Origin of the sequence: Sulfitobacter marinus (genome assembly GCF_900116285.1) — a bacterium.
GTDB classification, from domain to species: Bacteria; Pseudomonadota; Alphaproteobacteria; order Rhodobacterales; family Rhodobacteraceae; genus Sulfitobacter; species Sulfitobacter marinus.
The window spans coordinates 97,111-111,287 of record NZ_FPAJ01000005.1 but is presented as its reverse complement, the minus strand read 5'-3'; the positions used below and the strand labels follow the sequence as shown (position 1 = coordinate 111,287).

At 58.1% G+C, this 14,177-nt stretch carries 14 protein-coding genes; 8 read left to right on the top strand and 6 right to left on the bottom strand.

Going from position 1 to position 14,177, the window contains the following annotated elements; genetic code table 11:
* Nucleotides 1-99: 99 nt before the first annotated feature.
* The 7 genes from BM347_RS14460 (at nucleotide 100) to BM347_RS14430 (ending at nucleotide 6,799) form a co-directional block, all read left to right on the top strand.
* A complete protein-coding gene (locus BM347_RS14460) occupies nucleotides 100-1,344 on the top strand; it encodes an NAD(P)/FAD-dependent oxidoreductase (RefSeq protein ID WP_093917208.1) in 1,245 nt (414 codons plus the stop codon).
* A gap of 30 nt (nucleotides 1,345-1,374) precedes the next feature.
* Nucleotides 1,375-2,364, top strand: a complete 990-nt coding sequence (locus tag BM347_RS14455) for a TRAP transporter substrate-binding protein (protein ID WP_093917207.1) — start codon at nucleotides 1,375-1,377, stop codon at nucleotides 2,362-2,364.
* Nucleotides 2,365-2,425: 61 nt separating this feature from the next.
* On the top strand, nucleotides 2,426-2,950 hold the full coding sequence (locus BM347_RS14450) for a TRAP transporter small permease (RefSeq protein WP_093917206.1): 525 nt from the start codon (nucleotides 2,426-2,428) through the stop codon (nucleotides 2,948-2,950).
* 4 nt (nucleotides 2,951-2,954) lie between these two features.
* Nucleotides 2,955-4,265: a TRAP transporter large permease gene (locus BM347_RS14445; RefSeq protein ID WP_093917205.1), complete on the top strand. Its 1,311-nt coding sequence runs from the start codon at nucleotides 2,955-2,957 to the stop codon at nucleotides 4,263-4,265.
* The gene (locus tag BM347_RS14440; protein ID WP_093917204.1) at nucleotides 4,262-4,999 is read left to right on the top strand and encodes a 5-oxoprolinase subunit B family protein; all 738 of its coding nucleotides are present in this window, start codon (nucleotides 4,262-4,264) and stop codon (nucleotides 4,997-4,999) included. The genes BM347_RS14445 and BM347_RS14440 overlap by 4 nt, the downstream gene beginning before the upstream one ends.
* Nucleotides 4,996-6,024, top strand: coding sequence for a 5-oxoprolinase subunit C family protein (locus BM347_RS14435; RefSeq protein ID WP_093917203.1), 1,029 nt, complete (start codon nucleotides 4,996-4,998; stop codon nucleotides 6,022-6,024). Before BM347_RS14440 ends, BM347_RS14435 begins: the two co-directional genes overlap by 4 nt.
* A 1-nt stretch (nucleotide 6,025) precedes the next feature.
* A complete protein-coding gene (locus tag BM347_RS14430; RefSeq protein WP_093917202.1) occupies nucleotides 6,026-6,799 on the top strand; it encodes a LamB/YcsF family protein in 774 nt (257 codons plus the stop codon).
* 25 nt (nucleotides 6,800-6,824) lie between these two features.
* Here the strand turns inward: BM347_RS14430 and BM347_RS14425 are convergent, their stop codons facing one another.
* Nucleotides 6,825-7,547, bottom strand: a complete 723-nt coding sequence (locus BM347_RS14425) for an FkbM family methyltransferase (protein WP_093917330.1) — start codon at nucleotides 7,545-7,547, stop codon at nucleotides 6,825-6,827.
* A gap of 171 nt (nucleotides 7,548-7,718) precedes the next feature.
* Here BM347_RS14425 and BM347_RS14420 point away from each other — a divergent pair, with 171 nt between their 5' ends.
* A complete protein-coding gene (locus BM347_RS14420; RefSeq protein ID WP_175498589.1) occupies nucleotides 7,719-8,915 on the top strand; it encodes a glycosyltransferase family 61 protein in 1,197 nt (398 codons plus the stop codon).
* Nucleotides 8,916-8,921: 6 nt separating this feature from the next.
* On the opposite strand, the gene BM347_RS14415 is transcribed toward BM347_RS14420, so the two are convergent.
* The 5 genes from BM347_RS14415 to BM347_RS14395 form a co-directional block, all read right to left on the bottom strand.
* A complete protein-coding gene (locus BM347_RS14415) occupies nucleotides 8,922-10,013 on the bottom strand; it encodes a cupin domain-containing protein (protein WP_093917200.1) in 1,092 nt (363 codons plus the stop codon).
* A gap of 36 nt (nucleotides 10,014-10,049) precedes the next feature.
* On the bottom strand, nucleotides 10,050-11,060 hold the full coding sequence (locus BM347_RS14410; protein ID WP_093917199.1) for a DMT family transporter: 1,011 nt from the start codon (nucleotides 11,058-11,060) through the stop codon (nucleotides 10,050-10,052).
* 64 nt (nucleotides 11,061-11,124) lie between these two features.
* Complete coding sequence (gene leuB / locus BM347_RS14405) at nucleotides 11,125-12,231, bottom strand: 3-isopropylmalate dehydrogenase (RefSeq protein WP_093917198.1); 1,107 nt, start codon at nucleotides 12,229-12,231, stop codon at nucleotides 11,125-11,127.
* A 65-nt stretch (nucleotides 12,232-12,296) separates the two neighbouring features.
* On the bottom strand, nucleotides 12,297-13,262 hold the full coding sequence (locus tag BM347_RS14400) for an endonuclease/exonuclease/phosphatase family protein (protein ID WP_425442469.1): 966 nt from the start codon (nucleotides 13,260-13,262) through the stop codon (nucleotides 12,297-12,299).
* Between the two features lie 11 nt (nucleotides 13,263-13,273).
* On the bottom strand, nucleotides 13,274-14,134 hold the full coding sequence (locus BM347_RS14395) for a hypothetical protein (RefSeq protein WP_093917196.1): 861 nt from the start codon (nucleotides 14,132-14,134) through the stop codon (nucleotides 13,274-13,276).
* Nucleotides 14,135-14,177 lie beyond the last annotated feature (43 nt).

Genomic DNA, 14,177 nt, shown 5'->3' with positions numbered 1-14,177 from the left:
ATCAACATTTTGTTGACGTATTGCATTTCTCTGCCAGAGTACTTTCAAAGGAATCATGACCATGCGTAAGCTTAAACCCTCTCAGCGGGGACACTTTTGATGACCCGCCATGTGGCCGTCATTGGTGCGGGCATTGTGGGTGTTTCTGCGGCCATCTGGTTGCAGCGTTCCGGCGTGAATGTGACGATTATTGATCGCGCTGGGCCGGGTGCTGGGACGTCTCATGGCAATGCTGGCGTGCTGGCCGCAAGCGGTGTTGCACCGGTTACTGGGCCGGGATTGTTGCGCAAGGCACCGTTCATGCTGCTGGACCGCGACGTGCCGCTGTATTTGCGCCTATCCTATCTGCCGCGTTTGCTGCCGTGGTTGGTGAAATATATGGGCTATGCCAATGACGCTGATACGCGGCGCATTTCCGCAGCGCTTGCCCCGATTGTCAGCGATAGTGTCGAACAACACAAAAGCCTGACCGCCGATCTGGGTCTGTCCGATTGGGTGACTGACAGCGATTATGTCTTTGCCTATCGCAGTCGTGCCGACTTTGACGCCGAGGCCTATACTTGGGCATTACGTGCGCAGGCTGGTTTTACCCCTGAATTGATCGAAGGGGCGGCAGTGCTTGACTATGAGCCCGCGTTAGGGCCTGAAATCACCTGTTTGGCCACGCTCAAGGATCACGGGTTTATCCGCGATCCGGGGGGGTATGTCGCTGTTTTGGCGCGGGCATTTGAACAGGCTGGCGGCACGATCATGCAGGCCGAGGTCAAAGATGTCGATCTGACCAGCGGCACCGTAACTGCCGTGCAGACGACGCAGGGCACTGTGACCTGCGATGATATCCTGCTGGCGACGGGGGTTTGGTCAAAGCCTTTGATGGCCAAGCTGGGGCTGAACGTCCCATTGGAATCCGAACGCGGCTATCATGTGATCTTCGAAGGCGCGACAGGCGGGCCATCGCGCCCCGTTATGATCGCCAGTGGTAAATTCGTGGCCACCCCGATGACCCAAGGTGTGCGCTGCGCGGGTATCCTTGAGTTCGGCGGGCTTGAGGCTGGCCCGTCCAAGGCACCACTTGCTTTGCTGCGTCGTCAGGCCAGGGCCGCGTTTCCGAACCTGAAAGCCAGCAATGAAATCGAATGGCTGGGGCATAGGCCTGCCCCCAGCGACAGTCTGCCCCTGATCGGGCAGATTGGCACAAGCCGGGTCTACACCGCATTTGGCCACCATCATATCGGGCTGACTGGCGGGCCTAAAACCGGTCGTCTGATTGCGGGCATGATCCTGGATCAGCCGACCAATACCGATATGAAACCCTATCACCCACAACGGTTCAGCAACGTCTGAATTCCCAAAATCACCAACAAGGAGAGTACCATGAAACTGACCAATAAACTGATGACCTGCGTGGCGACTGCTGCGATCGCCATGACAAGCGCGCTGCCCGCACTGGCTGCTGAAAAGTGGGACATGCCGATGGCCTATTCCGCGTCCAACTTCCATTCTGAAAACGGGATGGCATTTGCGAAATGCGTGACCGATGGCACGTCTGGCGATATCGAGATCACCGTTCACCCCGGCGGGTCGCTGATTGCCGGCGCAGACATTAAACGCGCCATCCAGACCGGCCAAGTGCAACTGGGCGAACGCCTGTTGTCCGGCCACCAGAACGAAAACGCGATGTTTGGTTTCGATTCAATCCCGTTCCTTGCGCCGTCCTTTGACGATTCCGCAGCACTTTGGAAAGCGGCCAAACCCAAGATCGAAGAGTTGCTGGCCGAGCAGAACCTGACGCTGCTTTATAACGTGCCATGGCCGCCCCAAGGTCTGTACTTCAAGAAAGACGTGAACAGCGTCGAAGACATGAAAGGCGTCAAGTTCCGGTCGTATAACAACGCCACCAGCCGTCTGGCTGAACTAACCGGCATGTTGCCCGTCACCATCGAAGCGGCGGAGCTTAGCCAAGCCTTTGCCACTGGCGTTGCTGAATCGATGATCTCAAGCGGTGCGACAGGCTATGACCAGAAAGTATGGGAAAGCCTGACGAACTTCTACGAAGTCGACGCATGGTTGCCGCGCAACTATATCATGGTGAACAGCGATATTTGGTCTGACGTGTCTGATGCAAACAAGGGCGTCATCACCACCTGCGCAACCGAGGCCGAAGCACGCGGTTTGCAAGCGTCCAAGGACTATACCCAGTTCACCTATGACGGTCTTCGCGACGGCGGCATGAAAGTCGAAGCCGCCAGCGAAGAGCTGATGACGGGCCTGCGCGCTGTCGGGGATACCATGACGTCTGAATGGCTGGAATCAGCTGGCGATGACGGCAAGGCCATCGTCGATAGTTATAAGTCGATGCAATAAGCATCCCTTTGGCGGCTCGTGATCACGGGCCGCCATTCTTCCGCCGACCGGAGAGACACCTATGAAAGCCCTGCGCAAATCGCTTGATGCCCTTTATCTAATCTCAGGGGCTTTGGCTGCCATGTGTCTAGTTGCGATCTTGTTGTTGATCGTTGTGCAAATGGTTGCACGCTGGACCGGCGAAGTGTTCCCCGGTGCCGCAAGCTATGCCGGTTATGCCATGGCGGGGGCCAGCTTTCTCGCCTTTGCCAATGCGCTGAACCGCGGCTCGCATATCCGGGTGTCGATCCTGCTGAATGCTTTGCCCGATGGCCCTAAACGCCTGCTCGATATCTGGTGCTTTGGGTTGGCTGCGGCGATTGCATGGTATTTCACCTATTACGCCTATTGGTTTGTCTACTGGTCATGGAAGTTTAACGAGGTAAGTCAGGCCCAAGATGCCACGGCCCTTTGGATCCCGCAATCGGTGATGGTGGTTGGCGGCGCGATCCTTGCTATCGCCCTGACGGATAATCTGCTCACTCTGATCGTGAAGGGCGAGCATCGCCTGACCCGCGATATTGTCGATCAAAGCTTTGGGGAGTGACGCGATGACTGAACTTTACGCAATCGTCCTCTTCCTCGTCGTTCTGTTTTTCCTGCTGGGCACCGGCGTCTGGGTCGGCCTTGCCCTCATGGGGGTTGCCTGGGTCGGGATAGAGCTGTTCACGACCCGCCCCGTTGGCGACGCGATGGTCACCACGATATGGGCCAGTTCCAGTTCTTGGACCCTGACCGCGCTGCCGCTGTTCATCTGGATGGGCGAGATATTATTTCGCACCCGCCTGTCCGAGGATATGTTCAAAGGTCTGTCGCCGTGGCTGGCCAAGCTACCCGGCGGGCTGGTGCATACAAATATCGTCGGCTGCACGGTGTTCGCCGCTGTGTCAGGATCATCCGCTGCGACGCTGACCACGGTGGGCAAGATGTCGATCCCCGAACTGCGCGCGCGCAATTACCCCGAAAAGATGATCATCGGTACGCTGGCCGGTGCCGCCACCCTTGGCCTGATGATCCCGCCGTCGCTGGCGCTGATCGTCTATGGCGTGACCGTCAATGAAAGCATCACCAAACTGTTCTTTGCAGGTGTGTTACCCGGCTTGTTTCTGGCGCTGATGTTCATGGCCTATGTGGCGTTCGTCTCGCTCACCTCCAAAAACTGGAACCCCACGGTTGAACGAAACATGAGCTTTGCCGACAAGCTGCGCAATTCGCGGTTTCTCTTGCCGGTGTTTGCGCTGATCTCGGTTGTGATCGGGTCAATGTATCTGGGTTTTGCCACCGCGACCGAAGCCGCCGCAATTGGTGTGATTGGTGCGTTGGTGCTGGCGCTTCTGCAAGGGTCGCTGAACTGGGGCAGCTTTCAACAAAGCCTGATGGGCGCGATGCGCACCTCGGCGATGATTGCGCTGATCCTCGCGGGGGCGGCGTTCCTAAAGCTGTCGATGGGGTTCACCGGTTTGCCCCGCGCATTGGCCGATGGCATCGCAGGTATGGAACTGTCGCGCTTTGAACTGCTGATGGCGCTGCTGGTGTTCTATATTGTGCTTGGCATGTTTCTGGACGGGATTTCATCTGTGGTGCTGACCATGGCGGTGGTCGAACCCATGGTGCGCGACGCCAGCATTGATCTGATCTGGTTTGGTATCTTTGTCGTCGTGGTTGTCGAGATGGCACAAATCACCCCGCCGATTGGGTTTAACCTGTTTGTGCTGCAAGGCATGACGGATCACGAAATGGGATACATTACCAAGGCCGCATTGCCGATGTTCGCGATCATGGTGGTCATGGTGTTCGTGTTGATCTTCTTTCCGGACATTGCCACATGGTTGCCAGACAACCTTAGACAGGGGCCATCATGAGCGCGTTTCCGAAAATACAAACGGTTGGCCTGACCGGTATTCTGATCAGCTTTGCCGATACCATGTCCGAACCGGCTAATCGCGCGGCCTTGTCGTTTCGCGCAGCCGTTGATTCGGCGGATTGGGCGCAAGTGTCCGAGACCAGCACGTCGCTGGTGTCGACCTTTCTGCAGGTCGATCTGGTCACGCAACCGCTGAACGATATGCTGACTCGGCTGAATGATCTGCTGGCGACGCAAGACTGGTACACCGCGCCTTTGCCCTCTGGCCGCACGCTCTGGCATATCCCGACTGTCTATGGCACCGATCTGGCCCCCCAGCTTGAGGAAGCTGCCGAACTGGCAGGCCTTGATCCTGATGCCGCGATTGCGGAGCTGTCGCGGGCCCGTGTGCGCGTGTTGACCATCGGTTTTGCCCCCGGACAGCCCTATATGGGCGAGCTGCCAAAGAACTGGGATATCCCGCGCCAACAGGCGTTGACGAAATCGGTGCCCGCCGGTGCCTTGATCGTTGCGATCCGGCAGTTGATCATCTTTACCAACGCGTCGCCTACGGGGTGGCGACATATCGGGCAGACCGCTTTCAAAACGTTTCGCCCGCTCAGCGATCGCCCGTTTTCGCTCTCTCCGGGGGATGAGCTTTGCTTTCCGTCCATTTCGCGAAGCGAATACGACACCATTCTTGCGACTGATGAAAGCGGCGCTGGCGGCGCAGAGACCGAGGTGCTGTCATGACCACAACCCTCACCATTGTGCAGGCCGGTCCGGCACTCACGATCCAAGACCGTGGTCGCGCCGGATGGTTGGCCCAAGGGCTGACGAAAAGTGGCGCGGCCGATCTGGTTGCCGTCCACGAGGGTGCCGCATTACTGGGCCAATCCCCCGATTTGGCCGTGATCGAGATGACCGGTACCGGCGGCACTTTTACCGCAGATGCCGATATCCGCATCGCCCTGACCGGGGCTAGCATGACCGCGACTATTGACGGTGAAACCATCGTCGGCAATGCCAGCCACCTGCTGCCCCCAGGGGCCAAGCTGACCATCGGCGGCGCGACCTCTGGCACCTATGGTTATCTGCATATCGGTGGCGGTATTGCGACTGAATCGGTCTTGGGTGCCCGCGCCAGCCACCTAAGCGCCGGTCTGGGCACCGCGTTGAAATCTGGTGATCGCTTGCCGGTGGCCCCTGACAAGGGCCGCGCGACGGGCATGCAACTGCCCCGCGATACCCGTTTTGACGGAGGCACTGTCCGTGTGGTCGCCAGCATGCAAACCGATCGTTTCACCGCGGATGAACGCGACCGCTTTACCAGCACGCAATTCGCCCGCGACCCCCGGGCCAACCGCATGGGCGTGCGCATGGATCATGACGGTGCGGGGTTCTATGCCGAGGGTGGGCTGACCATCCTGTCCGAAGTCATCGTGCCGGGTGATATCCAGATCACCGGGGATGGCGCGCCCTTTGTGCTTATGGGGGAATCGCAAACCACAGGTGGCTATCCCCGTATTGGCACCGTGATCCCGCGCGATCTGCCGCGCGTCGCACAGGCCCCGGCTGGCACAAAGATCACCTTTGAATTCGTCACGCTTGATCAGGCTATTCAGCTTGAGACTCAACACCGCCGCGACATCAAGGAGCTGCCGGGCCAGATCACCGCCTTGGTGCGTGATCCGGCAAGCATCAATAACCTGCTTTCCTACCAATTGGTGGGGGGCGTGATCTCGGCCACCGATAACCCGTTTGAAAAGGATACCTGACATGATCACCGTCGATCTGAACGCCGATATGGGCGAAAGCTTTGGCCCGTGGAAAATGGGCGATGACGCGGCTTTGCTGAAAATCATCAGCTCGGCCAATATCGCCTGTGGCGGGCATGCGGGCGACGCCGATGTGATGGCGGCGACGATGAAGATGGCGCATGAAAACGGCGTCGGCATAGGCGCGCATCCGGGGTTCATGGATATCGCCGGCTTTGGCCGCAACCGCATGTCCGTGCCGCGCAGCACGTTGCAAAATCAGGTCCGCTACCAAGTCGCCGCAAGCGTCGGCATGGCGCGCAGCATCGGGGCGCAGGTACGCCACCTGAAACTGCACGGTGCGTTGGCCAATATGGCGTCCGAGGATGAAACCCTTGCGCGTGATCTATACGAGGCCGCGCTAAGCGTGGCCCCTGATCTGATCGTCATGGTGCTATCCGCGACGGCGCAACAGGACGCAGCGCAATCGCTGGGCTGTAAATGGGCCGGAGAGATATTTGCGGATCGCGCCTATAACGACAACGCGACGCTGGTGGACCGGTCCCAGCCCGGTGCCGTGATCCATGATGCAGCCCTTGCCGGGCAGCGGATGGTCAAAATGGTTCAGGCGGGCGCGATCATCACAGAAAGCGGCAAGGAAATTCCCGCCGCGATCGACACGATATGCCTGCACGGTGACACGCCAGAGGCGGTCGATATCGCACGGTCGGTCAAAGCCGCACTGCAAGAGGCTGGCATCGCATTGAAGTGTTTCGAGGGGCGCACAGAGGCATAACGCGGCCCCCTTGAAGGGTCGAAGCCTATGCAGCGTCGATCCGGTTTTGCTTTTTATAGGTGAACACGCTGCGCTTTGAATTGGCCGCGTCCAAGATGAACCCTTGGCTGGCAAAAGCGCGTTTGCATTCCTGCATGCCGGGGCGGTGATATACTTTGCGGTGCAATTCGATAATCACAAGATCCACGTCCGACAAATCTGCAGCGCGTAGGAAATCCAGTTCGGCCCCCTCAATGTCCAACATCAAAACATTATGGGGGAACTCTTTGCGCAATGTCTCGTATTGGACGGTTTCGACCTGAACCATCTGGGTTTCCGGTTCGTTATTCTCTGCAAATACCCGTGACCCAAGGAAGTTTTTCCGGACATAAAAATTGATCGTTTCAGGGGCGTCCTCGCCAGCAACCACTGCGTTATTTCGTACGGTATTGCGGTCGCTTAACCCGTTGTGTTCGTAAAGCGCGTTGATCGCGGGCAGTAGGTTCGGGTTCGCTTCGAAGGACAGGATCTGAACTTCCGATATGTTCTTGGTCAGGATCGCACCCACAGTGCCCGATCCTGCACCCATTTCAATAACCCTGTCGCCCGGCTTGATGCAGGCTAGACCCGCGTCAATTTCGGGTTTTTCGAATGACCCGTCGATCATGGTTTCAATAATGCGCCGCTTAAGATGCCTGCCGCCCAAAACCTCGACGTTATGAAGGGTGGCGCGCACGTCGGCCGCCGGTTCAGGTGTGGTGCCCGCCATGATCGTTCCCCTGCTGTATTTTGCACTGCCTTACGTATTATCATGCGACAAGGCGGGACAATTTCGCAAGTGCCGTCTGCACTGCGTTCAATTGACGCGCGGCCCTATTTGAATTGTACATCAGCTGCTAAGATCACCCAACAAAGCGGCCCAAAAGGGGAGGATGGCAAAATGAATATATCTCCCTCAGCGCCGCCGGCGTCTTTTGCAATCGACCCTCGGGTGCCGTTGGTGGATGGCATCATAACTGTTAACGACGCCGTCCTTGCGCATCGCCCCAGAACCCAAGGGTGGCGGATCAAAGCCAGCGTTTACGATGCGCACCAATGCGAAGTGCCCCAAGCGATTTGCTGGCATTCCCAAGGGCAACCCGCCACGGTAGAGGCTGGACACCCAAGGCCGGGTCGCATCACGTCTTTGCCGGGGACATGGCTGTTTGGCGGCGTGTATAATCCGCAATTTGGCCACTTCTTCAGCGAGACATTGGCCCGCGTTTGGGCCTTGGATCACATAGACGAAAAGATCGAAGGCGTTTTGTTCTTTCCAGTCTACAACACCTACCAAGACACGGCAAAGGCCAGCTTTGACGAACTGTTTTCCATTCTGGATGCGCCTTTCAGCTGGAAGATCGTGGATCAGTTCTATCAGGTGGATAGGTTGATTATCCCGCCCCAAGGCAGCGGCATCAAAAGCGACATGATGTCTTCGCCCGAATACCGCGCCTACCTTCGCGGGCATATCCGGGACGATCTGTCGCCGACCGGGCACGAGAAAATCTATATCTCGCGCTCCAAGTTCACTGAGAAACGCCGCAGCATTTTAGGGGAGGGCGCGCTAGAGGATTTGTTGCGCGCTGAGGGCTATCTGATCTTTCATCCGCAGGACCACAGCTTTGCCGATCAGATCAGGCACTATCGGTCGGCGCGCCATATCATCGGGCCGGACGGGTCGCCCTTTCATCTGGTGAATTATGTTTGCGGTGCTGACACAAGCATCGCAATCATCAAGCGGCGCAAATCGAATGAGTATCAATACATGCTGGATCAAACCCGCTGGTTTGAGGCGGGCACCGGGATCGGGCTGGATCACTGCATATCCTACTGGGCCCCGGCTGGCGTGCGCCGTGCGGCCCTGATGATGTCAGCCGAGGTTGATTTTGCCGCGATGGGACAGACGCTGTTGAAATACGGAATGATCGACAATGCGGAGCCATGGCATCGGCTGGATAAAGCAGCGCTTGAGGCTCACCTGAAGCGTTTTGGGGCCTCCATGGGCTGTGATATGCATCAGGTCCGCGGGGACGGGCAGTCACTGGCGGATGTGCCGCTGCTCGCGAATGGCGAAAGCCCGCAGGTGTTCTGGCGATAACCTCACCTAGTCCAGAAGGGTAGTGGCACAGTCACCGCGCAGGGCGGCTTCCAAAAGCTCAAGATCGGGCGAGCAGTTGGTGTATTGGGCCACCATTCCCGGTGGGATGACAAAGGCATCGCCGGGTTGCAAGTCGCGCGGGTCTTGGCCCTCGGCGGTCAGGGTCATCGTCCCCTCCATGACAAAGGTGAAGTGAATGTCTGCGTCATGCTTGCTGGGCGGCGGGGTGTGTCCATCGGTGCGGACCACTTGGATACCGGCCACCCCTTTGGTGCCGTCGCTGATCCCCGTATCGCGCGCCGTAAAGCCGGGGATGCGGAACGGTTGCCAGACAGCACCGTCTTTCAGGTGATGCACGAAACGCTGGCCGTCCCATTCACGCATTGGATCACCCTTGCCATTGGGCAGGGTCATCTCGTGATCGATGGTGGTGACATGTTCGGCCGGCACGCCAATCTCGATGACTTCGATATTGGCAGATGCTTCGACGACGCGGTGGCGGATGCCGGGCGGCTGAGTAACGCAATCGCCCGCGTGCAGGCGGATCAGGTCGCCTTGATCCTCGTACAGGACATCGACCCAGCCGCGATAGCAAAAGATCAGCTGAAACCCGACCGTGTGGTAATGAACCATATCCGGTACAGGGCCGCCATCGGGAATGCGGATGTGGCTGGCGATTATCGACCCGCCAAGGCGCGAGGGGATCAGATCACGGTAATGCATGCCCGCCCGGCCAATGACCCAAGGGGCCTCGTCGCGCAGGCGGCGCACGGCGAATTCGTGCTGGGTTTGCGGTTGATCAACAGTTGGCGATAGCGGCGCGATTTCGATTTGGGTGCCGTTGGGTGCCACCAACGCACGCGCGCCATCCGCAAAGCCATCAGGATCATCGGTCAGGATGCGGATTTTTCCAGGCGGAACATCCGCGCCCTTTTCGATGCGGATGCGCAACCCGTGGCCCGAGAAGCTGGCCACCGACGGATCATCCGCAGGAAAGATACTGTCTAGCCGCAGGCCAAGCGTTCTGGTGTAGAACGGCAGATCATCGCGCAGTTCTTGGGTGGGCAGCAATACTTCTGCTTGGATAGGTGTGGTCATGTGGGTCTTCCGGCTGGGATCAGCGCGACACTGGCACTAATCGCGGGCATCCTCAACGGTCTGCTGAATTTCGGGATTGGCAAGGCTGATGCGGGGCAGACCGCCCATTTCGGGGCGGCGGCTTAGGGCGCGCAGCACCGGCTTGTTCAGCGATGCGGAGCCACTGGTTTCGCGCACAACAATATAAATGCCGCTGGTGATAATCACCCCCGCCCCGACAAAGGTCATCACATCGGTTGTTTCATGGAAAAAAAGCCAGCCGAACAGCGCGGCCCAGATGATCTGGCTGTATTGCATCGGGGCGACCAGCGCCGCATCGGCAAGGGTATAGGCGCGGATCATCAAGCTCATCGCCAGAACCGCCAGCACGGATACTGCCAGTACCAGACCCAGATCGGCCATCGGCATTGGCACATAGACGAGCGGCAACAGGCACAACATCACCACGAAATTCGCCAACAGCGGATAAAGCAGCAGCACCTCGCGGCGTTCGCCGCCGCCAATCTTGCGCATGACGACGGCTGTCAGCGCGGTGCAAAAAGCCGATACGAATCCGGCCAGATGGCCAAGCCCCAGATCAGCAGTACCGGGACGCAAGACGATTAATACGCCCAGCATCCCAAGGACGACAGCAACCCAACGATGTGCGCGCACGACCTCGCCCAGAATTGGAACAGAAAGGATTGTGATCAGGATCGGGGCGGCGAAAAGAATGGCATAGGTTTCGGCCAAGGGCAGGACAGAGAATGCATAAAAGGCGCAGAACCCACCAACCACAACGGCGACGGTCCGCACCATGATCAAGAAAGGGGATCGTGGTCGCAAGTTTGCAGCGGTCTTGTCGCTGATCAGCATGAGGGTGACGACAGGAAAGCTGAGCAGGACAACAAAGAACACGATCTGTACGGGGGAGTATTTTTCGCCCAGCTGTTTGATCGCGGCGTCATGTGTGGCGTAGACGGCGAACGCAGTTAGCCCCAGCAGCATCCCGCGTAGGGTTGTGTTTCGGGGGGCAGACGGTCCAGGAATTTCTTTTGTGTCGTCCATACCGTATGCCCCTTGTCTTGTGTGCGGCCCCCCGAACGGTTCTCAATTCGGGGGTGTGCAAAGCTTAGAGGCTGGCGTCTAGCGCCTCAAGGATGGCGTCGCCCATCTGAGTTGTGGAAATCGGTGTGCCACCTTCGGGGCCCATCAGGTCGGCCGTACGCGCGCCATCGGCCAGCACCTTTTCAATCGCGCTTTCCAGACGTGTGGCTTCGTCGCCTTGGTCAAAGGAATAGCGCAGCGCCATCGCAAAGCTCAGGATACAGGCGATGGGGTTCGCCTTGCCTTGGCCTGCGATGTCAGGGGCAGAACCGTGCACGGGTTCGTACATAGCTTTGGGGTGGCCATTGGCGTTCGGCGCACCCAAAGACGCGGATGGCAGCATGCCCAGCGATCCGGTCAGCATCGCGGCACAGTCAGACAGGATATCGCCGAACAGGTTGTCGGTTACGATCACGTCAAACTGCTTGGGCGAGCGGACCAACTGCATCGCGCCGTTATCTGCGTACATATGCGACAGCTCAACGTCTGGGTAATCTTCGTCGTGGACCTTTTGCACAACTTCGCGCCACAGGATGCCGGATTCCATCACGTTGGCTTTTTCCATGGAACAAACCTTGTTGCCACGGCGACGGGCCAGCTCAAATGCTGACCGGGCAACGCGGTCAATCTCGGATTCCGTGTAGCGCTGTGTGTTGATGCCAACGCGTTCGTTGCCTTCTTCGAAGATGCCGCGGGGTTCGCCGAAATAGACGCCGGACGTCAATTCGCGCACGATCATGATATCAAGACCGGCAACCAGCTCTTTCTTGAGCGACGAGAAATCCGCCAGAGCGTCAAAGCATTGTGCAGGGCGCAGGTTGGAGAACAGATCCATTTCCTTGCGCAGACGCAGCAGACCGCGTTCGGGCTTTACGCTGAAATCCAGATCATCGTATTTCGGGCCACCAACGGCCCCCAGCAGGACGGCGTCGGCCTCCAGCGCCTTGGCCATCGTGTCGTCATGCAGCGGCGTGCCATGCTTGTCATAGGCGGCACCTCCGACCAGATCATGTTCAACGTCAAAGGCTAGGTCGCGTTTGTCGCCATACCAGTCAATTATGCGGACAACTTGGTCCATGACCTCGGGTCCGATGCCGTCACCGGCGAGGATAAGCAATGTTGGGTTGGCCATGGGGGAACTCCTGCAAAATATGTTGCAAGCGGCGTAGCGCGAGCAGCTTGGGGCGTCAAGAACGGCTAACCATCCAGATCGACCCAGATCAGGCTGTGGCGGCTGGCAGTGGGGTTTCTGACAACACCCGAGGCAATGACGCGCCAGTCACTTGAGGGCAACAGATAATCCACGCGCATCTCGCCCAACCTGCCAAACAGGGCGGTTGGCCGGCCTTCTAGCGGGTCTTGAAGTTGGGGATGATCCAGCAATCGGTAGATAGCGGGTTTCAACCCTTCGCCCTTGTCCGGATCGTTGTTCAGATCGCCAAGCAGTATGAATTTCTCGGACGGAGGCACGGCAAAAGCACCGCCCATGTAGTGATCCCAGAACAGGATCTCGTCTTGGTTGCGCAATCCATTGCGGTCCTCGGCACCATCAAAGACCGGCGGCGTCGCGTGCGAGGTCATCAGTGTGACCGCGCCAACTGTGGGCGTTTTGATAGGAACGACCCAATGCCCGTGCGAAGACAAACGCTGTTCTTGCTGTGCCGCGACGGATGGAAACGGCCCCGCATCTGTTTGGGGTAAGGCCGCACCGGGCAGATCGCGCCACAGCAGGGTGGAATAATCCTGAACTTGGTCCGGCACGATAGGATAGCGCGACAAGATCGCCATCGCACCGTCGCCGAAAAACCGGCCATAGCCCTGCGCATCGCGCGGCCCACCGGTTTTGCCATCGCCATCCATGTCTAACGTTGTCTGCAAGCCTGCGTTGGGCGGCAGTGCAAATCGGGTGGGGTAAGCGGCCCCATCATCTGCCAATAGATCAGCAAAGGCGGATAGGGCCGCGCCACCCAAATCGAAATCGAAGCCCTGGATGACCAAAATATCGGGGGATACTTGCGCAATGGTTTGCACCACCGCGTCAATCTGCGGGTCAGCGCCTCTCACGATGTCGCGCAGCAATAGGCCGGGGCCATCGCGTGACAGTTCGGTGTTAAAGGTGGCAATGCGGAGAGGGTCGGCCCATAGGGGGGCTGGCAGAACCAGCAGGCAGATGGCTAGGCGGGTTGCATGGTTTTTTTGTCGCCGTCTTTTCCTGCCTTCTTGTCGGCAGCATAGGCCCGGCGGCGCTTTTCCCCGATCATGTCGGCGATCTTGCTCAGCGCGATGCCACGTATAATCATGCTGGCAGGAAGAAACGCCCATGCGGCAACAGTCCAAATCTGGGTTTGCGGATTTTGCAATGTGATCGGGTCTATCAGATCAGAGGCTGCCTTGACCACTGCGGGGATCACGAAGGGCAGCAAGAAGCCCACAACGATGTTGATCCGGGCATCACGGCGAAGACGGTATATCACATCACCGCCCGCTGTCGGATCAAACAAAGGCATGTTGACCCAGACGTTAAACGCGCCCTTGCGAGTCGGCCAGTTCATCACACGTACCAACACAAGGAAGGCCGCCATCGAGAGGAGCGAGATCAGGTAAGCCATACCGGCAGAGACCCGAACGGATTCCACCCGCGCAAAACTGGTGTTCTCCGGCAACATGAGGACAATCATACGCACCGGGGAGAAAGGGAAATCCATCGCGTTGCCAAGGATTGTGCCGATTGAGGTCAACGCCTGCGACATCTCGGACGGGTCGACCTTGTGTTTTAATATCAATGTCAGCACGATCACGATTGCGAACAGGGATGCAAAGCGCAGCCGATTGAACGGCGGTGCGTCACGGAATTCGACGATGCTGGGGTATTTCGAATTATACTCTACGAAAGTCAGAAAAGACGCCAAGAGCGCGATCAGCATGGTGATTTGGTCGGCATCATGAACGCTGTTTGGCAGCATCAAAGCTGGCGTGGTGACTAACAATGCCACAAGGATGCCACGCGCTCCCGCGCCTGCTATGCGTGCAATCACAAAACTACCCTTCCAAGACTGGCCAGCCACGATTCAATGCCGC

Bases quoted from the DNA above. Each gene is read 5' to 3' on its own strand.
- BM347_RS14445 (WP_093917205.1), top strand. From the start codon at position 2,955: ATGACTGAACTTTACGCAATCGTCCTCTTCCTCGTCGTTCTGTTTTTC.
- BM347_RS14415 (WP_093917200.1), bottom strand. From the start codon at position 10,013: ATGACCACACCTATCCAAGCAGAAGTATTGCTGCCCACCCAAGAACTG.
- BM347_RS14420 (WP_175498589.1), top strand. From the start codon at position 7,719: ATGAATATATCTCCCTCAGCGCCGCCGGCGTCTTTTGCAATCGACCCT.
- BM347_RS14425 (WP_093917330.1), bottom strand. From the start codon at position 7,547: ATGGCGGGCACCACACCTGAACCGGCGGCCGACGTGCGCGCCACCCTT.
- BM347_RS14440 (WP_093917204.1), top strand. From the start codon at position 4,262: ATGAGCGCGTTTCCGAAAATACAAACGGTTGGCCTGACCGGTATTCTG.
- BM347_RS14450 (WP_093917206.1), top strand. From the start codon at position 2,426: ATGAAAGCCCTGCGCAAATCGCTTGATGCCCTTTATCTAATCTCAGGG.
- BM347_RS14410 (WP_093917199.1), bottom strand. From the start codon at position 11,060: ATGGACGACACAAAAGAAATTCCTGGACCGTCTGCCCCCCGAAACACA.
- BM347_RS14460 (WP_093917208.1), top strand. From the start codon at position 100: ATGACCCGCCATGTGGCCGTCATTGGTGCGGGCATTGTGGGTGTTTCT.
- leuB (WP_093917198.1), bottom strand. From the start codon at position 12,231: ATGGCCAACCCAACATTGCTTATCCTCGCCGGTGACGGCATCGGACCC.
- BM347_RS14430 (WP_093917202.1), top strand. From the start codon at position 6,026: ATGATCACCGTCGATCTGAACGCCGATATGGGCGAAAGCTTTGGCCCG.
- BM347_RS14455 (WP_093917207.1), top strand. From the start codon at position 1,375: ATGAAACTGACCAATAAACTGATGACCTGCGTGGCGACTGCTGCGATC.
- BM347_RS14435 (WP_093917203.1), top strand. From the start codon at position 4,996: ATGACCACAACCCTCACCATTGTGCAGGCCGGTCCGGCACTCACGATC.